This is a genomic window from Burkholderia sp. AU38729, assembly GCF_020419725.1.
Classification (GTDB): domain Bacteria; phylum Pseudomonadota; class Gammaproteobacteria; order Burkholderiales; family Burkholderiaceae; genus Burkholderia.
Genome location: NZ_JAIZQO010000002.1, coordinates 160,137 through 179,188, shown reverse-complemented (window position 1 = coordinate 179,188; position 19,052 = coordinate 160,137). Strand labels below are relative to the sequence as shown.

At 68.6% G+C, this 19,052-nt stretch carries 19 protein-coding genes; 10 read left to right on the top strand and 9 right to left on the bottom strand.

Annotated elements, in window-relative coordinates:
- The first annotated feature begins 27 nt into the window (after positions 1–27).
- Positions 28–1,176, top strand: coding sequence for an epoxide hydrolase family protein (locus tag LGM56_RS05890; RefSeq protein WP_226203469.1), 1,149 nt, complete (start codon positions 28–30; stop codon positions 1,174–1,176).
- 105 nt (positions 1,177–1,281) lie between these two features.
- On the opposite strand, the gene LGM56_RS05885 is transcribed toward LGM56_RS05890, so the two are convergent.
- Positions 1,282–1,773 (bottom strand): 2,4'-dihydroxyacetophenone dioxygenase family protein, encoded by a 492-nt coding sequence (locus LGM56_RS05885; protein WP_226203467.1) that lies wholly within the window; start codon positions 1,771–1,773, stop codon positions 1,282–1,284.
- 168 nt (positions 1,774–1,941) lie between these two features.
- Between LGM56_RS05885 and LGM56_RS05880 the strand changes: the two genes are divergently transcribed.
- From LGM56_RS05880 to LGM56_RS05870, 3 genes are read left to right on the top strand one after another with little or no spacing between them, the layout of a single operon-like run.
- Complete coding sequence (locus LGM56_RS05880; RefSeq protein ID WP_089497046.1) at positions 1,942–2,412, top strand: MarR family winged helix-turn-helix transcriptional regulator; 471 nt, start codon at positions 1,942–1,944, stop codon at positions 2,410–2,412.
- A gap of 45 nt (positions 2,413–2,457) precedes the next feature.
- On the top strand, positions 2,458–2,793 hold the full coding sequence (locus LGM56_RS05875; RefSeq protein WP_226203465.1) for a hypothetical protein: 336 nt from the start codon (positions 2,458–2,460) through the stop codon (positions 2,791–2,793).
- Entirely contained in the window at positions 2,790–4,028 is a 1,239-nt protein-coding gene (locus tag LGM56_RS05870; RefSeq protein WP_226203463.1) for an MFS transporter, read from the top strand. Before LGM56_RS05875 ends, LGM56_RS05870 begins: the two co-directional genes overlap by 4 nt.
- A 90-nt stretch (positions 4,029–4,118) precedes the next feature.
- Here the strand turns inward: LGM56_RS05870 and LGM56_RS05865 are convergent, their stop codons facing one another.
- Complete coding sequence (locus LGM56_RS05865) at positions 4,119–5,069, bottom strand: LysR family transcriptional regulator (protein WP_226203461.1); 951 nt, start codon at positions 5,067–5,069, stop codon at positions 4,119–4,121.
- Between the two features lie 105 nt (positions 5,070–5,174).
- On the opposite strand from LGM56_RS05865, the gene LGM56_RS05860 reads away from it, so the two are divergent.
- Together LGM56_RS05860 and LGM56_RS05855 are read left to right on the top strand one after the other, a co-directional pair.
- Positions 5,175–6,530 (top strand): aspartate aminotransferase family protein, encoded by a 1,356-nt coding sequence (locus LGM56_RS05860; RefSeq protein ID WP_089497042.1) that lies wholly within the window; start codon positions 5,175–5,177, stop codon positions 6,528–6,530.
- 49 nt (positions 6,531–6,579) lie between these two features.
- Positions 6,580–8,097, top strand: a complete 1,518-nt coding sequence (locus LGM56_RS05855; protein ID WP_226203458.1) for a CoA-acylating methylmalonate-semialdehyde dehydrogenase — start codon at positions 6,580–6,582, stop codon at positions 8,095–8,097.
- Positions 8,098–8,253: 156 nt separating this feature from the next.
- Here LGM56_RS05855 and LGM56_RS05850 read toward each other — a convergent pair whose 3' ends face one another.
- The 5 genes from LGM56_RS05850 to LGM56_RS36925 all read right to left on the bottom strand — a co-directional run bounded on the left by LGM56_RS05850 (position 8,254) and on the right by LGM56_RS36925 (position 12,403).
- Positions 8,254–8,628 (bottom strand): hypothetical protein, encoded by a 375-nt coding sequence (locus LGM56_RS05850; RefSeq protein WP_089427567.1) that lies wholly within the window; start codon positions 8,626–8,628, stop codon positions 8,254–8,256.
- Positions 8,629–8,915: 287 nt separating this feature from the next.
- Entirely contained in the window at positions 8,916–9,851 is a 936-nt protein-coding gene (locus LGM56_RS05845; RefSeq protein WP_226203456.1) for a DMT family transporter, read from the bottom strand.
- Positions 9,852–9,976: 125 nt separating this feature from the next.
- Complete coding sequence (locus tag LGM56_RS05840; protein ID WP_226203454.1) at positions 9,977–10,627, bottom strand: AEC family transporter; 651 nt, start codon at positions 10,625–10,627, stop codon at positions 9,977–9,979.
- A gap of 182 nt (positions 10,628–10,809) precedes the next feature.
- Entirely contained in the window at positions 10,810–11,694 is an 885-nt protein-coding gene (locus tag LGM56_RS05835; RefSeq protein ID WP_226203452.1) for a LysR substrate-binding domain-containing protein, read from the bottom strand.
- 139 nt (positions 11,695–11,833) lie between these two features.
- Positions 11,834–12,403 (bottom strand): helix-turn-helix domain-containing protein, encoded by a 570-nt coding sequence (locus tag LGM56_RS36925; protein WP_319000750.1) that lies wholly within the window; start codon positions 12,401–12,403, stop codon positions 11,834–11,836.
- A gap of 453 nt (positions 12,404–12,856) precedes the next feature.
- Between LGM56_RS36925 and LGM56_RS05825 the strand changes: the two genes are divergently transcribed.
- Positions 12,857–14,287, top strand: coding sequence for a cytochrome P450 (locus LGM56_RS05825; RefSeq protein ID WP_226203448.1), 1,431 nt, complete (start codon positions 12,857–12,859; stop codon positions 14,285–14,287).
- Positions 14,288–14,495: 208 nt separating this feature from the next.
- Entirely contained in the window at positions 14,496–14,813 is a 318-nt protein-coding gene (locus LGM56_RS05820) for a panthothenate synthetase (RefSeq protein ID WP_226203446.1), read from the top strand.
- Positions 14,814–14,888: 75 nt separating this feature from the next.
- Here the strand turns inward: LGM56_RS05820 and LGM56_RS05815 are convergent, their stop codons facing one another.
- Both LGM56_RS05815 and LGM56_RS05810 read right to left on the bottom strand, forming a co-directional pair.
- Positions 14,889–15,359, bottom strand: coding sequence for a hypothetical protein (locus LGM56_RS05815; protein ID WP_226203444.1), 471 nt, complete (start codon positions 15,357–15,359; stop codon positions 14,889–14,891).
- Between the two features lie 49 nt (positions 15,360–15,408).
- Complete coding sequence (locus LGM56_RS05810; protein ID WP_124577893.1) at positions 15,409–16,209, bottom strand: helix-turn-helix transcriptional regulator; 801 nt, start codon at positions 16,207–16,209, stop codon at positions 15,409–15,411.
- A gap of 141 nt (positions 16,210–16,350) precedes the next feature.
- On the opposite strand from LGM56_RS05810, the gene LGM56_RS05805 reads away from it, so the two are divergent.
- Together LGM56_RS05805 and LGM56_RS05800 are read left to right on the top strand one after the other, a co-directional pair.
- Positions 16,351–17,757 carry an APC family permease gene (locus tag LGM56_RS05805; protein WP_089497034.1) on the top strand — a complete coding sequence of 469 codons (1,407 nt, stop codon included), beginning with the start codon at positions 16,351–16,353 and terminating at the stop codon, positions 17,755–17,757.
- 80 nt (positions 17,758–17,837) lie between these two features.
- Positions 17,838–18,947, top strand: coding sequence for a P1 family peptidase (locus LGM56_RS05800; RefSeq protein WP_226203442.1), 1,110 nt, complete (start codon positions 17,838–17,840; stop codon positions 18,945–18,947).
- Positions 18,948–19,052: the final 105 nt, after the last annotated feature.

The window sequence follows — 19,052 nt, the reverse complement described above, 5'->3', positions numbered from 1 at the left end:
CTCCGGCACGTTTCGCGAGGAGACACCATGCACGCCGAGCCGTTCGAGATTGCGATACCCGATCACGCGCTGGATGACCTGCGTCGGCGCCTGCGCGCCCGCCGCCCGCCGTTGCTCACGCCCGCCGAGCCGTGGCAGCAGGGTGTGGACGGCGCGTGGCTGCGCGAGCTGACCGACTACTGGGCCGAGCGCTTCGACTGGCGCGCGGTGGAGCGTGCGCTGAACCGGTTGCCGCAGTTCGTCGCGGACGCAGGCGGGCAGCGCGTGCACTTCATCCATCGGCGTGGGGCGGGATCGAAACCTTATCCGCTCGTCATCACGCACGGCTGGCCGGGCTCCGTGTTCGAATTTGCCGCACTGATCGAGCGCCTGTGCGATCCGGCGGCATTCGGCGGCGATCCTGACGACGCGTTCGATGTCGTCGTCCCGTCGCTGCCCGGCTTCCTGTTCTCGCCCGCGCCAACGGCACCCGGCATGTCGGCATGGCAGGTCGCCGACTGCTGGGCGGCGTTGATGTCCGGCCTCGGCTATCAACGCTTCGGCGCACAAGGCGGCGATCTCGGCGCAGGCGTGTCGATTGCGCTCGGCGCGCGGCATGCCGACCGGGTGGACGGTATCCATCTGAACTACCTGCCCGGCAGCTACGAACCTCCGGCCGACGCGGCCGTGCCGCTGACCGACGACGAACGGGCCTTCGTGACGCAGCGCGGCGAGTGGGCCGCGCTGGAAGGCGGATACGCGCATGTGCACATGACGAAGCCGCAGACGCTGGCCGTCGCGCTCAACGATTCGCCGGCCGGACTGGCCGCCTGGATCGCCGAGAAATTCCGCGCGTGGAGCGATTGCGACGGCGACGTCGCACGGCGGTTTTCGCACGACGATCTGCTGACCGGCATCTCGCTCTACTGGTTCACCGGCTGCATCGGCTCATCCATGCAGATGTATTGGGAAAACCGCCTGCAGCCCATGCGCTTCGCGGCCGGGCAACGCGTGACGGTGCCCGTCGCGTTCGCGCGCTTTCCGAAGGAAATCGGCCGTCCGCCGCGCAGCTGGCTCGAACGCGGGTTCGACGTCGTGCAGTGGACCGACATGCCGAGCGGCGGCCATTTCGCGGCGATGGAAGAGCCGGATCGGCTGGCCGACGACATTCGGACATTTTTCCGGCGCTTTCGGTGACGATCGGGGCGGCCGGCGAAGCGCACCGGCGGCCATCCAGTCGACAAGGAACGCGAGCGCCACGCGGATCGTGACGCGACGGCGGCGCCTGCCTTAGCGCCTGCCTTAGCGCGTGACGAACGGCGCGGCGTCGTTCGGCGCCGTACGCGCATGCTTGCGCTGGCGCAGCAGCGCGACACGGCAGTTCTCGCGCGCGGTCTCGCGGCCGTCGTCGTCGAGCAGCACGAGATCGCCGCGCATCACGTTGAGCGTGATCACGTCCTCACCCGGCGCACCGAGCGTTTCCGGCGTATGCACCGAGCCGGCCGGTTCGAGCACCGTCGAGCCGGCCTGCGCCACCCAGTCGTATTCGCGATAGCGCCACGCGCCCTGCAACGTATGGACGAACACCTCGCCTTCATGACGGTGGCGCGGCAGCGTGCCGCCGGCCGGCATCTTCAGCAGCGCGGTGAGCGTGTCTTCGGCCGCATTGATATGCAGGTACTTGATCGCCAGCCCCGGCAGGTCGGCGCTCATCGGCAGCCACGGCAGCGCGTCGCCGGGCAGGCACGAGATCGGCGGCAGGTCGGTGGAGAGCGGGGCGGACGGCTGCGTCATGGCGGGCGGCAGAGCGGAAATGGGGAGCCCGCATTATCGCAGAGCCGGCTCACGCAGCCGAACGGGACATGTCGCATCGAATCGAGCGCACGCGACGACGCGATCCTTACAGCTTGAAATATGCAGCTAAACTGTACAGTTTTCCTGTATATCTGATATCTTGAATTCATGAACACGCCATTGCCTCCCTCCGAAGCGCTCCCGCTGGCCGGCCTTGCCGGCGAACTTCGCATCTCGGTCGGCAAGCTGATGCGGCGGATGCGGGAGCAAATCCACCCGAACGACCTCACGTCATCGCAGAAGTCGGTGCTGTTGCGGCTCGACCGCGACGGCCCCGCGACCGTGTCGGCGCTCGCACGTGCCGAAAGCGTGCGACCGCAGTCGATGCGCGTGACGGTCGCGACGCTCGAGACGCTCGGCGCCGTCAGCGGCGAGCCCGATCCCACCGACGGCCGGCAGACGCTGATCGCGCTCACGCCCGCTTTCCGCAAGGTGCTGCAAGCGAACCGCGCGGCCAAGGACGACTGGCTGTTCCGTGCGTTGCACGCGCAACTGTCGGCGGCGGAGCAGGCCGAGCTCGCGGCGGCCGTGAAGCTGCTGCAGCGGCTCGCCGAATTCCAGGAGCCGGCGCGTCCGTAAACCCGTAAACCGCCTCGCCCCGTTTGCCGCAAGGACAGCCTAAACATGAACTTCCCGCATCTCGTGTCGTATTTCTTCGGCGGTGCGTTTCTCGCGAACGTCGTGCCGCATCTCGTCAGCGGGTTGCGCGGCGAGCCGTTCCAGACCCCGTTCGCGAATCCGCCCGGGCGTGGGTTGTCGTCGTCCACGGTGAATGTGTTGTGGGGCGTCGCGAACCTCGTGATTGCCTACGTGCTGGTGTGCAGGGTCGGCGACTTCGATCTCCGCGTCACGGCCGACGCGGCGGCGTTCGGCCTCGGCATCCTCGCGCTCGGCCTGTTCCTCGCGCGGCGCTTCGGTGAGCTGCACGGCGGCAACGAGCCCGACCGGGAGCGGCCATGAACGTGCCGGCGGCGGGCGTCTTCCGCTCGCTGCGCAGCTTCAACTATCGCGTGTGGGCGATCGGCTCGCTGGTGTCGAACATCGGCACGTGGATCCAGCGCACCGCGCAGGACTGGCTCGTCCTCACGCAGCTCACGCATCACGACGCGTCGGCCGTCGGGATCGTGATGTCGCTGCAGTTCGGCCCGCAGCTTCTGCTGCTGCCGTGGACGGGCTACGCGGCCGACCGTTTCGACCAGCGCAAGCTGCTGATGGCGACCCAGGCGCTGATGGGCGGGCTCGCGCTCCTGCTGGGGCTGCTGACGGTGACCGGCGTCGCGCAGCTGTGGCACGTGTATCTGTTCGCGTTCCTGTTCGGCTGTGCGTCGGCGTTCGATGCGCCGGTGCGGCAGACGTTCGTTGCCGAGCTGGTCGCCGATCGGGAGCTGGCGAACGCCGTCGCGCTCAACTCGACGTCGTTCAACGCGGCGCGGATGATCGGGCCGGCGGCGGCCGGCTTCATCATCGCGTCGGTCGGCACCGGCTGGGCGTTCCTGCTCAACGGGCTCAGCTTCGTCGCGGTGCTGGCGTCGCTGTCGATGCTGCGTGACGACGAACTACGTGCGCATGCGCGGGCCGACCGCACGCGCGGGAGCCTGCTCGACGGGTTCCGCTATGTATGGCAGCGCCCGGACCTGAAGGCGATCCTCGTGATGCTGTTCCTGATCGGCACGTTCGGGCTCAATTTCCAGCTGTTCATCTCGACGATGGCGGCCAGCGTGTTTCATGTCGACGCGCGTGGCTTCGGCGTGCTGTCGTCGATGATGGCCGTCGGCACGATCACCGGTGCGCTGCTCGCGGCGCGCCGCGACCGGCCGCGTTTCCGGCATCTGTGGATCGGCGCGGCGCTGTTCGGGCTCGGCTGCACGCTGGCCGCGCTGGCGCCGGGATATTGGCTGTTCGCCGCCGCGCTCGTGCTGACCGGGATCGCGGCGATCACCTTCATGAACTCGACCAACAGCCTCGTGCAGCTGTCGACCGAGCCGGCGATGCGTGGGCGTGTGATGGCGCTGCGCCTCGCGGTGGCGCTCGGCGGCACGCCGATCGGCGCGCCGGTGGCTGGCTGGGTCGCGAATCATCTCGGCCCGCGCTGGGCGCTCGGCGTCGGCGCGATGTCCGGTTTTGCCGCGGCGCTCGTCGCGACGCATTTCATGAAGCGGATGCGTGCACAGGCGGGCACGGGCGACGGCGCTTGACCGGCAGTGAAACCGACGTAGGCTACCCGACCGTTCAGCCGTTCAGCCGTTCAGCCGTTCAGCCACTCAGCCACTCAGCCACGACGGCCGTTAAGCGACCGGCCGCGCCGCAGCATGCGCGGCCTCAAGGCACGACTGAAACAGCAACGCAGCCCGCGACGGCCGCGGCGAGCGCCGCAGCAGGCTCACGAACCGGCACCGGTAATTGAACCGATGCGGCGCGATCGGCTGCATCAGCCCCTTGTTTTCGAAGCTTTCCGCGTAATGGTCGGGGAGGAAGCCGAGATAGCGGCCGGACAGGATCAGCGTCGCGATCGACTCCTGATCCGACGCGGTCGCGCTGCGCGTGAGCTTCGCGCGATGGCTCAGCTCCATGTTCGGCGAATGGAAGCCGAGGCCCGCGAACGCATGGTTGCCGATCGTCGTCCACGTGAGCTTGCCGTGCGGCGCATCGTAGAGCGGATGCTGGCGGCCGCAGTAGAGCAGCATCCGTTCGTCGAACAGCTCCGAATACACGAGGCTGCCCGAGTTGCGGTGCGCGGGAATGATCCCGACCTGATAGCTGCCGTCGATGATCCCGCGCTCGACCTCGTTGATCGACGCGACATGCAGGTTCAGCGCGACGTCGGGCGCTTCGTCGGCGAACTGGCGGATCGCGTCGCCGAGCCGTGCGTTCGCGTTGGTGGCCGTCTTGTCGAATACCGCGATGTGCAGTTCGCCGCCCATCCGGTCGTGAATGCCGTCGATCCTGCTGCGAAATGCTTCCATCGACGCGAGCAGCCGCAACGTCTCCTCGTACACCGTCTGGCCCTCGGGCGTCAGCGTGAAGCCCGCGCGGCCGCGCCGGCACAGCACGAGGCCGAGGCGCGTTTCCAGATCCTTCACGTGCCGGCTGATGGTCGAGATGCCGATATTCAGTTCCAGTTCGGCCGCGGCCATCCCGCCGCACTGCACGACGCCCTTGAAGACCCGCAGCAGGCGGAGATCCATGTCGCTGAGCTGCCCGAGCAGCGCGCGACTCTTCGGTTGCTTTGCTTGCATAGATGCGCAAGTGAACATTGATATTGCGATATTCAAAAGACTAATTGGCCTCCCGACAATGCGCAATATCAACATAAGGAGGAGGGGCGCCCCGCGCCGACCGACATGACCGACATCACCACCGCCCAGCACGACGAAACCACCCTCCGCACCGACGCCGCGTGGCTCGACGCGCACTGGATGCCGTTCACGGCCAACCGCCAGTTCAAGGCCGATCCGCGCCTGATCGTGTCGGGCAAGGGCGCGTATTACACGGACGCCGAAGGCCGCAAGATCTTCGACGGCCTGTCGGGTCTCTGGTGCACGGGCCTCGGTCACGGCCGCACGGAAATCGTCGAAGCCGTGAGCCGCCAGGTCGCGCAGCTCGACTACGCGCCGGCATTCCAGTTCGGCCATCCGAAATCGTTCGAGCTCGCGAACAAGATCAAGGACCTGACGCCGGCCGGCCTCGACTACGTGTTCTTCACGGGTTCGGGCTCGGAAGCGGCCGATACGTCGCTGAAGCTGGCCCGCGCTTACTGGCGCGCGAAGGGCAAGGGCACGAAGACGCGCCTGATCGGCCGCGAGAAGGGCTATCACGGCGTGAACTTCGGCGGCATCTCGGTCGGCGGGATCGGGCCGAACCGCAAGCTGTTCGGCCAGGGCCTCGACGCCGACTTCCTGCCGCATACGCAACTCGCCGAAAACAAGTTCTCGCGCGGCATGCCCGAGCACGGCGCCGAGCTGGCCGACCGCCTGCTCGAGCTGATCGCGCTGCACGACGCATCGAACATCGCGGCCGTGATCGTCGAGCCGTTCTCCGGTTCGGCGGGCGTGGTCGTGCCGCCGAAGGGCTATCTGAAGCGCCTGCGCGATATCTGTACCGCGCACGACATCCTGCTGATTTTCGACGAAGTCATCACGGGCTTCGGCCGGGCCGGCGCGATGACGGGCGCCGACGCGTTCGGCGTGGTGCCGGACATCATGAACTTCGCGAAGCAGGTGACGAACGGCGTGCAGCCGCTCGGCGGCGTGATCGCGACGAAGGAAATCTACGACACGTTCATGGCCGCGGGCGGCCCCGAGTACATGCTCGAGTTCCCGCACGGCTATACGTATTCGGCGCACCCGGTGGCCTGCGCGGCCGGCGTCGCGGCGCTCGACCTGCTGGTGAAGGAAGACGCGGTGGCCCGCGTGCGCGATCTCGCGCCGCATTTCGAGGCCGCTGTGCATGGGCTGAAGGGCCAGCGCCACATCACGGACATCCGCAACTACGGGCTGGCTGCCGGCCTGACGATCGCGGCGCTGCCGGGCGAGCCGGCCCGGCGCCCGTACGAGATCGCGATGCGCTGCTGGGCGAAGGGCTTCTACGTGCGCTACGGCGGCGACACGATCCAGCTGGCGCCCCCGTTCATCTCGGAGAAGCGCGAGATCGACAACCTGGTCAACGCGCTGTCCGACGCGCTGAACGAAGTGGACTGAGCCGCGGCTTGCCCCGAGCGATATCCGAATTCACGAAAGAGTCAGATACATGAAACACGACAGCAACGTAACGTCCACCGTCGGCCACCTGATCGACGGCAAGCGCGTCGACGGCGGCAGCCGCGTCCAGCCGGTGTTCGACCCGGCCACCGGCGAATCGCACAAGAGCGTCGCGCTCGCCGACAAGCTGACCGTCGAAGCCGCGATCGCGTCCGCGCAGGCCGCGTTCCCGGCCTGGCGCAATACGCCGCCGCTGAAGCGCGCCCGCGTGATGAGCCGCTTCAAGACGCTGCTCGAGGAGCACGCCGACGAGCTGTGCGCGCTGATCACCGCCGAGCACGGCAAGGTGCTCGCCGATGCGATGGGCGAGCTGCAGCGCGGGATCGAGAACGTCGAATACGCGACCTACGTGCCCGAACTGCTGAAGGGCGAGCACAGCAAGAACGTCGGCCCCGCGATCGATTCGTGGAGCGAGTTCCAGGCGCTCGGCGTTGCGGCCGGCATCACGCCGTTCAACTTCCCGGTGATGGTGCCGCTGTGGATGTGGCCGATGGCGGTCGCGTGCGGCAACACGTTCGTGCTGAAGCCGTCGGAGCGCACGCCGTCGTCGACGCTGCGCATGGCCGAGCTCGCGCTCGAAGCGGGCCTGCCGCCGGGCGTGCTGAACGTCGTGAACGGCGACAAGGAAGCGGTCGACACGCTGCTGACCGACCCGCGCGTGAAGGCGGTGAGCTTCGTCGGCTCGACGCCGATCGCCGAATACATCTATTCGACCGGCTGCGCGCACGGCAAGCGCGTGCAGGCGCTCGGCGGCGCGAAGAACTTCGCGGTCGTGATGCCGGACGCCGACATCGGCAACGCGGTGAACGCGCTGATGGGCGCCGCGTACGGTTCGTGCGGCGAGCGCTGCATGGCGATTCCGCTGGTCGTCGCGATCGGCGACGAGACGGGCGACCAGGTCGTCGCGGGCCTGAAAGCCGAAATCGAGAAGATGAAGGTCGGCCCGGGCAACGGCGCGGGCGTCGACATGGGCCCGCTCGTCACGCAGCAGCATTTCGAGAAGGTGACGGGCTTCGTCGAAGCCGGTGTGGCAGCGGGCGCGACGCTCGTCGTCGATGGCCGCGGCGTGAAGGTCGACGGCCACGACGGCGGCTATTACCTCGGCCCGTGCCTGTTCGACAACGTGAAGCCCGGCATGCCGATCTACCAGCATGAGATCTTCGGGCCCGTGCTCGGCGTGATCCGCCTGAAGTCGCTCGACGAGGCGATGGCGCTGATCGACGCGCACGAGTACGGCAACGGCACGTGCCTGTTCACGCGCGACGGCGAGGCCGCGCGCTACTTCGGCGACAACATCCAGATCGGCATGGTCGGCATCAACGTGCCGCTGCCGGTGCCGGTCGCGTACCACTCGTTCGGCGGCTGGAAGCGTTCGCTGTTCGGCGATTTGCACGCGTACGGCCCGGACGCCGTGCGCTTCTACACGAAGCGCAAGACGATCACGCAGCGCTGGCCGTCGGCCGGCGTGCGCGAAGGCACCGTGTTCAGCTTCCCGTCGCACCGCTGACGCGCCACCCGGCTGCATGCGTCGTCCGCCTGCCTGACGGCAGGCAACGCCATGCAATGCGGCCGGCGTGACCGCGACAAGGCCCGCCCGGATCGACGATCCGCGCGGGCTTTTTTTGCGCCCGCGCGGCGCGCGCGGAAGACGGCGGACGGACGGTTACGGCGCCACCACGTGCCACATGTTCTTGAAGTTGTCGCCGTTGCGGTCGCCCTGTTTCATGTCCTTCGAGAAGAAGTACAGCGGCTTGCCCTTGTACGCCCATTGCGGGCTGCCGTCATCGCGCTTGATGATCGTGTAGGGGCCGACCGGGACGTCGGTCGCGCTGGCCTTGTAGGGCGGCCAGAAGGATTCGCATTGGCCCGTGCAGGCGCTGGTGCCGGCGTTGGGCTTGTCCTGGTCGAATGCGTAGACGGTCATCCCGTTTGCGGCGACGAGCGCGCCGTTTTCGACTTTCGTGATCGAGCCTTGGGCCGACGCCGAAGCGGATGCAATGGCGAGCAGGGCGGAACTGACGAGCAGCGCGGCTTTCATGAGGGCCTCCTGTAATCCGGTGGGCGGCCGCGATGGCGCACGGGCGAGCGTGCGCCGGGATCGCGATGAATGGTGCCGGAACGCGGTGCCGTTACCGCCGGTGCGAGCGACGCAGGGTCGAGTGGCGGTGAACGGGGCGCTCCATTCACGATAGGCGGTTTTTGGCGGGGCTGCGAGAACATCGGGGGGCGTATCGGCCGCGCGTGGGCGTGACACAACGGCCGTCACGCTCCGGCGCCGGGATTCGACATCCGTCCCCTTGGGCGCGAGGAGCGCATGCCGATGCGTCAGCGCCTCGCGCGATTGGTCAACGCGACGCCCGCGATCACGAGCGCACCACCGGCCAGCATCGACGGCGACAACGGCTCGCCGAGCAGCGCGACCGACAGCAGCACGCCGAACACGGGGACCAGGTTGGTGAACACGGCCGCACGGGCCGGCCCGAGTTCGCGGATGCCCTGCGAATACCAGACGAACGCGACTACCGTGCCGATCGCGCCGAGGTAGAGCATCGACGCGACGGCCTGCCACGTCAGCGGCGTGCCGCTGACGGCGGGCGAGCCGAACAGGTGCGCGCCGATCAGCAGCGCGAGGCCCCACAGCGCCGCATACGTCGTGGCCGCGAGCGGCGACAGTCCGTCGAGCGCGCGTCGGCCGATCACCGTATAGGCGGCCCAGCTCAGCACCGCGCACAGCATGAAACGTTCGCCCGAGCCGAACGTGTCGCCGAGATCGGTCAGCACCCGCAGCAAGTCGCCGCGGCTGATCACGACCAGCGCGCCGAACAGCGCGACGGCGATGCCGGCCCAGCGCGACAGCGACAGGCGCTCCCCGTGCACGACGATCGACAGCAGCACGGCAGTGGCCACCGGGTTCAGCGCGACGAACAGCGCGGTGCGGCCCGCCGGCATCCGCGCCAGTGCCGCGAAAAAGCACACGTTGTACAGGAAGATGCCGGTCGCGCCGAGCCCGAAGGTCGTCAGGATCTGGCGGCCGCTCAGCTTCGGCAGCCCGCCTTCGATCTTCCACGTCAGCACGACCAGCAGCAGCGCGGCGATCGCGAAGCGGCCGGTGGCCGCGGCGGTCGCGGACATCGTTGCGGCCAGGATCCGACCTGCGATGAATGTGCCGCCCCAGAACAGCGCGACGAGCGTGAGCTTCACGTAGATGGCCGCATGCGGCCGGGGGGCGACGAGGGCGGCGGGCGGGGCGGGAGCGTTCATGTGAAGGGTTTCTCGGTGAGCGCCTGCGGCCACGCGTGAGCGACCGCGCGCGGCCGACGATGCGGAATCGCGCGATGGCCGGCTGGCAGTCTGGATTCAGGGGGAAGGAGGGAGGCGCTGCGTCGTCAGCGAAACGCGGGCGCCGACGCGAGCGCGCTCAGCACGACCGGCATCGCGAGCGCCGCGGCGACCGTCTGGAACGCGGTGATGCCGGCCATCAGCGGTGCATCGCCGCCGAGCTGGCGCGCCATGATGTAGGACGCCGACGACGTCGGCAGCGCCTGGAACAGCAGCGCGACCGTCAGCGCCGCCGCGCCGAGCCGCGTGTCGCCGTAGCGCGCGAACACGAGCACGCACATCAGGTTGGCGGTCGGGACGATCGCCGCGACGCATACGGCCGCGAGCGCGATGCCTTTTGCGCCGAACAGGCCGGCCGCGAGCGCGGTGCCGACATAGTTGTTGAAGCGCACGGCGCCCTGGAAGACCGACGTGAAGCCGGCGCCGTCGACCCGCACGAACCGGCGGACCAGCAGGAGAAGCGCCGCGGCGAGTGCGGTCGAACCGACCAGCGCGGCCGCGAGCGGTAAAACGGGCAGTGATTGCAGCCGTGCGTTCGCGAGGCCGTCCGCGAACAGCGCGGGCAGCAGCACGTAGTAGCACAGCCGCTCGGCCTGCGGCCAGAACGCATCGCCGATGAAGCCCGTGCGCCGCAGGCCGTGGCCGAACGCGACCAGCAGGGCAACCGGCGCCAGCGCGAGCACGATCGGGCCGATCATCGACGCGCCTTCACGCGAGCCGTGCTGGCCGTGCTGGCCGCCGTGAGCGACAGGCCCGAAACACGGCAGAACGAGGCGGGAATCCATCCGGCGGGCAACATGGCGACACGCATTCGAAAGAGTGACGATGCCGCCAAGTTAACACGCGCAAGCAACAGGAATAATGGTTAATTATCGGGTGTTCAATGAGAAATTCTCATCGATGACGCGGTGACTTCGGCGGCCAGCGCACGTGCGAAACGCTCGGCCGGACGCGACTGGTGTTCGAGCAGGACGACCGCGCGCGCCATCTGCGGCTGGCCGAACGGCAAGCGCGTGACGGGCGGCAGCCGCGCGAGCGTCGCATCGGGGAGCGCGACGATCGCCGCGCCGAGCCCTCGCGCGACCATGCGCGCGATCGTTTCCGCGCTGTCCAGCACCATCTCCTCGCGCACGCGCACGCCGATGCGGCGCAGCTCGGCGGCGATCATGCGGCCGGCCCAAGCCTGTGCATCGAAGCGGATGAACGGCAGCGCATCGAGCAGCGTGACCGCATCGCGTTCCGCATGGTCGGGCGGCGCGAGGAGCCAGAAGCGATCCTCGTACAGCGTGGTCCACGTCAGTTCCGCCGGATGCGGGCGCACGGGGCGCGTCGTGATCGCCGCATCGAGTTCGCCGGCCGCGACGCGGTTCGCGAGTTCGGCCGACATCCCGGCCGACACGTGCACGCGCAGCCGCGGGTGCGCCGCGCGCAGCGCGAGCAGCGCGTCGGGCAGCGGGCCGGACAGCGCGGTCTGGATCGCGCCGATCCGCAGGCGGCCGACCAGCTTCTTCTCGTCGCTGAGCGCGTCGGGAATCCGGTCGACCATTGCGAGCACCTGCTCGGCCTGGGCCAGCAGGATGTTGCCGGCCTCGGTGAGCACCGGCTGCCGGCGCGAGCGATCGAACAACTGCACGTTGTATTCGCTTTCGAGCGTCTTGATCTGCAGGCTCACCGCCGATTGCGTGAGGCCGATGGCTTCGCCGGCGCGTGCGAATGTACGGTGTCGGGCGATGGCGACCAGCGTTCTGAATGCGCGTAATGACATGGGTGAAGTCACATGAGGGGCGGGATGGACCGCGGACGACAGGCATGCGCAGGGTCCGCGCCCATCGTGCCCGCTCGGGTTGGATCGGGCAACCGGGAACCGGTACGGCAACGGCGGCCGAAGCGCGATCGCCGGCGCCTTACACCCACAGCCGGTACATCCAGAACGATTCGTCGTCGATGAAGCGTTGCGTGAATTCGCTCGGCGAGAACCCCGTGATGCGCTTGACCTCGCGGCTCAGGTGCGCCTGGTCGGCGAACCCTTCGTCCAGCGCCAGCGTGGCCCAGTTGAACGCGGCGCCGGCTTCGTACCGGTCGCGCGCCGCGAAGAACGCGCTTTCCGTCCTGACGAGCGTTTGCCATTCGCGCAGCGATCGGCCGCTGTAGGTCTTGATCCGCCGCTCGACCTGGCGCGGGCTGTGGGTATCCCGCCATTCGCGCGCCTGCAGCGCGAGGCGCTCGACCCAACTGCGTCCCGCATTACGTAGCGATGACAGCGGCGTCGTGGGCCGCAACGCCTGCCAGCGAGATGCAAGATGACGTTCGATCGCCGCCAGCGCATCGGCATCGCGGTCCGCGCCGGCCAGCGCATCGAGCAGCGGGTGCCAGTCGTCGCCGAGGCACGCATGGGCGTCGAGCACGCGATCGTGGATGTCCGCGAGCGCGATGCCGAACAGCGCCCGCGCCGCATCGGCGGTGAAGCAGATCATGCCGATTCGTCCGCCCGTCGGCGCCCAGGCCACGGTAGGGGCCGAATGGCTGCCCGACAGCGTCACGGCGGCACCGAAGGGGCGCCACCGGGGCCCGTCGGCCGTGGGTTCGACGAAGCCCACGTCGAGATCCCGATACCATGACACGCACACGAGCGGCGTGGCCGGAAAATGCGAGAGCCGCTGCGCGTCGCTCAAGGCGACCCCGCGCGTATCGTGCAACACGATCGCGACCACCGCGCCCTGCAGGGCAGCCGGCGCGGGGTATAGCCGTCCACGCGGCGCTCGCCCGTCGCTCGGCGCGCGAGGGGCGCGCGCCAGCGGATCGGGGCACGACGGCGGGATCGATGACGGGTCGGAGAACATGACGCTGGAGTATAGGGAGCGGCCCGACGCGTGTCGATGTCGTTTGCGTTCAAGACCGCTGCCATGCCGGTGCGGACAATCCGGCCCATGAACACGCGATCCACATCCTCATGTCCATTCCATACGGGCGCTGCTGCTGCGGCGCCCGTGCTTCACCCGCCCGGCGTATGGCCGCCGGGGCCGCCTGCCGGCCTGACGGGTTGGGGGCTGCTGCGCGCGATGTCGCGCGACCTGCTCGGCGCGCTGGCCGGCTGGCAGCGCGCATACGGTGACGTCGTGCACGTGCGCGTGTGGCCCGAGCATGCGGTGGTCGTGACCGATCCCGCGCTCGTGCGCGAACTCCTGGTCACGCATCACGATGCGCTCGGGCGCTGGGAGCGTGCCGTCCGCGTGTTTGCGGAGGTCCACGGCCATAGCGTGCTGATCGCCGAAGGCGACGCGTGGCGCGACAAGCGGCAGGCGTTGCAGCCGAATTTCATGCCGAAGGCGGTACAGACGTTCGTGCCGTCGATCGCGGCGACGGCCGGACATGCGCTCGCGCAGTGGCCCGCGCGCGATCCGGACTGGCCGATCGAAAGCGCGCTGACGTCGCTGGCGATGGACGTGATCATGCGCACGATGTTCTCCGACGCGATCGGCGACGACGCACGGGCGGCCGAGGAAGCCGTACGCGCGGTGAGCGCGGCGGCCAACGCCGATTTTTACTGGCCCGCGAGCACGCCGGACTGGGTGCCGTGGAAGCGCGGCAAGGCACGGGCGATGGCCGTGCTGAACGGGCTGATCGACCGGCAACTGCATGCGCGTCTCGACCTGCCGGCGCGTGCGTGGCCCGACGATCTGCTGTCGCGTTTGTTGCGGCTGCATCGGGACGACGCGCGGCGATGGCCGTTGCAGGCCGTGCACGACGAATGCATGACCGCGTTCCTCGCGGGCCACGAGACGACGGCTGGGGCACTGACCTGGTGGGCGTGGTGCATGGCGACGAATCCGGCGGCGCAGGCCGCCGCGCGCGATGAAGTGTCGCGTGTGCTGGGCGGTTGCGCACCGTCCGCCGAGACGCGAGCGTCGCTACGCTACCTGACGCACACGCTCGAGGAAACGCTGCGCCTGTATCCGTCCGCGCCGATGCTGATCAGCCGCCGCGCGTCGCGGCCGATCGTGCTGGGGCCGTGGCAGTTTCCCGCGCGGACGCTGTTCATGCTGCCGCTGCAACTCATGCAGCGCGATGCGAGATGGTTCGACGCACCCGACGTATTTCGCCCCGAGCGTTTTGCCGACGACGCGCCGGCCGCACCGCGCGGAACCTATATGCCGTTCGGCACGGGCCCGCGCGTGTGTCTCGGGCAGCATCTGGCGATGACGGAAATGACGGTCGTCGCGGCGATGATCCTGCAGCGCTACGCGTTGTCGGCGCCGCCCGGCAGGGTGCCGCCGCGGCCGGTGCTGAACGTGACTCTGCGGCCGGACCGGCCGCTGCATCTCGCGATCGCGCCGGCGGCGGATGGGTGTTCCGCGTGATGCGGTCGGCGCGGCCGGGCGAGCGTGCCGCTGAGTCGACGGCAGATATCGAACGCGACGGCAGGCTCGGCTGATCGCGACACGCAACGCAATCGAATCGTCGGAATGTGAATGCGTGCCGGCCGCTGCCTTCGACGCCGCTGGCGCGGCATCGCGCAGCACCTATGCTTGAAGGGCCCAGGCCGGGCGCAGCCCAAGGAGGATGGTCATGCGCATGCTTCTCAACATACGAATTCCTCACGAGCCGTTCAACACGCTGGTGCGCGACGGCAGCGTCGGCGACGTGATCGGGCGAATACTCGAAGCGGTCAAGCCCGAGGCCGTGTATTTCACGGAGCAGAACGGCGGGCGCGGGGCGGTCGTGATCGTCGACCTGAATGATCCGTCACAGATCCCGGCGCTCGCGGAGCCGTGGTTCCTGATGCTGAATGCGGACTGCGAGTTCCGCGTGGTGATGTTGCCGGACGATCTCAAGCACGCCGGGCTCGCGCAGATCGGCGCGACGTGGAAGTCGACACAGACGTAGCGGGAATCGGCGCATGACGATACCCCTGCTCGAAACCCGGGCAGGCGGTTTGGCGCGCCGTCGTTCGCGTGCCGGCTATCGCGCAGGCTGCGACGGTTCGGCGTTCGCGGTTTGCCTGTCTTTCGGGCGCACCAGCAACAGCAGGCCGCTCAGTGCCGCGGCAGCGACGAACACGAAAAAGCACTGTTCGTTCCATCGGCGCAGGCTGTCGGACGCCACGCCGCCGTGACTCCCGGCCGAGGCGCCGGCTTCCAGCAGGAACGTGAAGACGGCCGGCACCGGCGCTGAACCGAGGTAGGCCAGGAATGCGAACTGCAGCCGGCCGCGGGTCAGGATCGCCCAGACGCGCTTGCCCCTCAGGCAAGCGACCAGTACCACCGGCGGGATGAGCACGATCGATGCGGCACTGATCGCGCACAGCAGCAGCCAGCCAAGTCCGATGATCGGGATGAGCGACATGAAGCGGGTTTCCTGTTGTCGGGCAATCGTGTTGTCGAAGGCATCCGCATCAGCGTTACCGGATGACCCCGGCAAGCGGCGCTTCACGGAGTGTGCCCGATTCCCTGCCGGTTGCCATCCACCGAGATCGATTCAGTCATCCGGCCGCATCTTCCCCCAGCGCCTGGATGAAGCGCGAAAACAGCTCGGGCTGCGACGCAATCCCGAGCTTCGCGTACAAATGCCGCCGGTGCACCTTCACCGTTTCGGGGGAGATCGCCAGCCGCTCGGCAATCGCCTTCGACGAATTGCCGCGCAGCACCATTCGCGCGATCGACATCTCGCGATCGGTCAGCACGCCCGCGCCGAAGCGGGCAAGCGCCTGCTCGACCCGCGCACCGAGATCGGCATCGGGCGTCGCGCGCGCCGCGTCGCCCACCAGCCGCCAGTGCTGCCGGATCGCCGCGAGCACCCACGGCATCGCGGCCGTCAGCTTGCCGAGCGGCTCGACGTCGAACCGCGTGCCCGCCCCGAGCGACAGCGACAGCAGCGTGTCGGCGTTCGGCCGCACGAGGATCTGGATCTCGTCCTCGCCGACCGCGTCGCGGAAGTAGCTCAGGAAATATTCGCTCTGCCGGAACAGGTCGGGCGCGACTTCCTCGAGCCGGTAGCAGCCGTCGGCGAGCCCGTCGTGCGCGGCCTGCAGGAACGGGTCGAGCAGATACACGCCGTTCAGGTAGAGCGGCACGGGCGACGCGGCGTCGGTGCCGCCCGTGTCGTATTCGTCGAGCACGAGCGGCACGCCGTCGCGGCCGATCGCGGTCGCGAGCGCGTTGTCGAACGGCGCCATTTCATTGAGCAGCAGCACCAGGAACCGCCAGAAGCGCGGCTGGCCGAGATGATCGATTGCGCGGCCGAGCGCCTGGTGCATCGCGATTTCGGAAAAGAGACGATCCATACCACCACCGGAAGGGCGTAACACGAAGGGGGAATAGCGGTCCTGAAATTGGCTTCCTAGACTGCCACGCAATCAATCGGGCCCGAGTATGGGCGTTCAAAAAAAAGTGGCAAAGGATTGGCCCAAGCACAGGAGAACGAAATGGCGATGATGTCGGAATCGACGGGCACGCTGCAAGCGGCGCCTGCAACGGAAGACGCGCCGCGCGCGCTGTCGCAGACGCTCAGCGTGCGCGATGCGGTGATGATCACCGTCTCGGGCGTGACGCCCGCGAGCTCGATCTTCGTGATCGCGCCGTTCGCGATCCAGCAGGCCGGCAGCGGCGCCGTGCTGTCGTTCCTGCTCGGCGGCGTGCTCGCGCTGGCGTTCGCGCTCTGCTATGCGGAGCTCAGCGCCGCGCACCGCAGCGCCGGCGGCGAGTACGTGATGGCCAAGCGTGTGTTCGGCACGCTGCCCGGCTACCTGACCTTCATCACGGTGCTGTCCGTCAGCGTGTTCATCCCCGCCGTGCTCGCGAGCGGCGCCGCGCCCTACCTGAATAACGCGCTCGGCACGCATTTCAGCAACCAGTCGGTCGCGCTGACGATCGTGCTGCTCAGCTACCTGCTCGGCATGCTGAACATCAAGACGAACGCGTGGATCACGGGCGCGTTTCTCGTCGTCGAGATCGGCGTGCTGATGCTGATCGCGGGCCTCGGCTTCGGTTCGCCGCATCGCGGCGCCGACGCGCTGATCGCGCCGGTCGTCGCGAGTGGCAACGCGCTCGTGCCGGCGACGCTGGCCGCGATCGTCCCGGCGATCGGCACCGCGATCTTCTGCTACAACGGCTTCGGCTCGGCCGCCTATCTCGCGGAAGACCTGCGCGGCGGCAACCGCAATGTCGCGAAGGCGGTGATCTACTCGCTGCTCGTGATCCTCGTCGTCGAACTGATTCCGCTCACCGCGATCGTGCTCGGTGCGCCGTCGCTGACGGAGCTGACGAAGAGCGCCGACCCAATCGGCTATGTCGTGCGTTCGCTGAGCAACCCGGCCGTGTCGCGCGTGGTCAGCGGCGGGATCTTCCTGTCGGTGTTCAACGCGATCATCGCGATCGTGATCACGATGGGCCGGCTGCTGTACAGCAGCGGCCGGCACGCGCTCTGGTCGCGCACCTGCAACCGCGCCTTCTCGACGATCCATCCGCGCTTCGAATCGCCTTGGCTCGCCACCATCGCACTCGCGGTGCCGTCGGCGGGGCTCGTGTTCGTGTCGAGCCTCGACGAATTGACCGCGTTCACGGTCGACCTGCTGCTGCTGATCTATCTGGTCGTCGGGCTGGCCGCGCTCGCGAGCCGCTTCGTGCGCCGTGACGTCGAACATCATTACCGGATGCCGTTGTGGCCCGTGACGCCGCTCGTGGCGGTAATCGGCGCCGCGTATACGCTCTACACCACGCTCGCAACGGCCACGAAGCCGACCGACCTGATCATCATCGCGGGGCTGCTGGTCGCCGCGCTCGTGATGTATGCGGTCTGGGCGCGCCACAGCGAAGCCTTCCGCGCGCTCTGAGCGCGGGATCGAAAGCTTGCCGTACCGAAACATCGAAACACTGAATCATCGAACTACTGAAAGACTGGAGGAATTGCATCATGCGCACGAGGGATCTCGGCATCCGCATCGGACTCGGCACGCCGGGCCGCTTCAACGCGATCACGGACGTTCCGGGCGTGCGGGTCGGACATTGCACGCTGAACGTCGAGAATGGCGACGCGTCGATCCGCACCGGCGTCACCGTCATCGAGCCGCGCGCGGGCGCGGCGCACGATTCGCCGTGCTTCGCGGGCGTGCACGTGCTGAACGGCAACGGCGACGCGACGGGGCTCGAATGGATCCGCGAGGCCGGCCTGCTGACCACGCCGATCGCCTATACGAACACGCACAGCGTCGGCGCGGTGCGCGATGCGCTCGTCGCGAACGAGCGCGAAGCGGCGGCCGGCCGCGTGTACTGGTGCATGCCGGTCGTGATGGAAACCTACGACGGGCTGCTGAACGACATCTGGGGCCAGCACGTGAGCGCCGCGCATGTGCAGCGCGCGCTGGCCGCCGCGCAGTCGGGGCCGGTTGCCGAAGGCGGCGTAGGCGGCGGCACGGGGATGATCTGCCACGAGTTCAAGGGCGGCATCGGCACCGCGTCGCGCGTGCTCGCGGCCGACGCGGGCGGCTGGACCGTCGGCGCGCTCGTGCAGGCGAACTACGGCGTGCGCGAGATGCTGCGTGTGGCCGGTTATCCGGTCGGCGAAGTGCTGCGGCACGTGCCGTCGCCGTTCCGCCTGCCGGACGCGCCGGGCGAGGCCGGGATGGGCTCGATCGTCGTGACGATCGCGACCGACGCGCCGCTGCTGCCGCACCAGTGCACGCGTCTCGCCCAGCGCGCGAGCGTCGGGCTGGCGCGCGTCGGCGGCGGTACGGAAGATTCGAGCGGCGACATCTTCCTTGCGTTTGCAACAGGCAACGACGGCCTGCCGGCGGCGAACTACGGCGGCAAGGGCGCGCCGACCACTGGCGTGAAGATGGTCAACAACGACCATATTTCCGCGCTGTTCGTCGCGGCGGCGGAAGCGGTGGAGGAAGCGATCGTGAATGCGCTCGTCGCGGGCGGCGACGTCGAGTCGCGCGGGGCGCGGGTCGAAGGGCTGGGGCAGGCGCGCTTGCTGGATGCGTTGCGCGAGGTGGGCTGGCGGCCGGGGCGCGGCGCCTGAAACGGCATGCGCCGCTTCAATCGAAGCGGCGCGGAAGGGAGCGGCGATGCGGCGATCGGCCGGGCCGCCGCTCGCCCATGGATGCAACGCGGGCGGTGCGGGCCT

Excerpts from the sequence above, each read along its gene's own strand:
- LGM56_RS05890 (WP_226203469.1), top strand. The coding sequence starts at position 28 with ATGCACGCCGAGCCGTTCGAGATTGCGATACCCGATCACGCGCTGGAT.
- LGM56_RS05885 (WP_226203467.1), bottom strand. The coding sequence starts at position 1,773 with ATGACGCAGCCGTCCGCCCCGCTCTCCACCGACCTGCCGCCGATCTCG.
- LGM56_RS05880 (WP_089497046.1), top strand. The coding sequence starts at position 1,942 with ATGAACACGCCATTGCCTCCCTCCGAAGCGCTCCCGCTGGCCGGCCTT.
- LGM56_RS05875 (WP_226203465.1), top strand. The coding sequence starts at position 2,458 with ATGAACTTCCCGCATCTCGTGTCGTATTTCTTCGGCGGTGCGTTTCTC.
- LGM56_RS05870 (WP_226203463.1), top strand. The coding sequence starts at position 2,790 with ATGAACGTGCCGGCGGCGGGCGTCTTCCGCTCGCTGCGCAGCTTCAAC.
- LGM56_RS05865 (WP_226203461.1), bottom strand. The coding sequence starts at position 5,069 with ATGCAAGCAAAGCAACCGAAGAGTCGCGCGCTGCTCGGGCAGCTCAGC.
- LGM56_RS05860 (WP_089497042.1), top strand. The coding sequence starts at position 5,175 with ATGACCGACATCACCACCGCCCAGCACGACGAAACCACCCTCCGCACC.
- LGM56_RS05855 (WP_226203458.1), top strand. The coding sequence starts at position 6,580 with ATGAAACACGACAGCAACGTAACGTCCACCGTCGGCCACCTGATCGAC.
- LGM56_RS05850 (WP_089427567.1), bottom strand. The coding sequence starts at position 8,628 with ATGAAAGCCGCGCTGCTCGTCAGTTCCGCCCTGCTCGCCATTGCATCC.
- LGM56_RS05845 (WP_226203456.1), bottom strand. The coding sequence starts at position 9,851 with ATGAACGCTCCCGCCCCGCCCGCCGCCCTCGTCGCCCCCCGGCCGCAT.
- LGM56_RS05840 (WP_226203454.1), bottom strand. The coding sequence starts at position 10,627 with ATGATCGGCCCGATCGTGCTCGCGCTGGCGCCGGTTGCCCTGCTGGTC.
- LGM56_RS05835 (WP_226203452.1), bottom strand. The coding sequence starts at position 11,694 with ATGTCATTACGCGCATTCAGAACGCTGGTCGCCATCGCCCGACACCGT.
- LGM56_RS36925 (WP_319000750.1), bottom strand. The coding sequence starts at position 12,403 with ATGATCTGCTTCACCGCCGATGCGGCGCGGGCGCTGTTCGGCATCGCG.
- LGM56_RS05825 (WP_226203448.1), top strand. The coding sequence starts at position 12,857 with ATGAACACGCGATCCACATCCTCATGTCCATTCCATACGGGCGCTGCT.
- LGM56_RS05820 (WP_226203446.1), top strand. The coding sequence starts at position 14,496 with ATGCGCATGCTTCTCAACATACGAATTCCTCACGAGCCGTTCAACACG.
- LGM56_RS05810 (WP_124577893.1), bottom strand. The coding sequence starts at position 16,209 with ATGGATCGTCTCTTTTCCGAAATCGCGATGCACCAGGCGCTCGGCCGC.
- LGM56_RS05805 (WP_089497034.1), top strand. The coding sequence starts at position 16,351 with ATGGCGATGATGTCGGAATCGACGGGCACGCTGCAAGCGGCGCCTGCA.
- LGM56_RS05800 (WP_226203442.1), top strand. The coding sequence starts at position 17,838 with ATGCGCACGAGGGATCTCGGCATCCGCATCGGACTCGGCACGCCGGGC.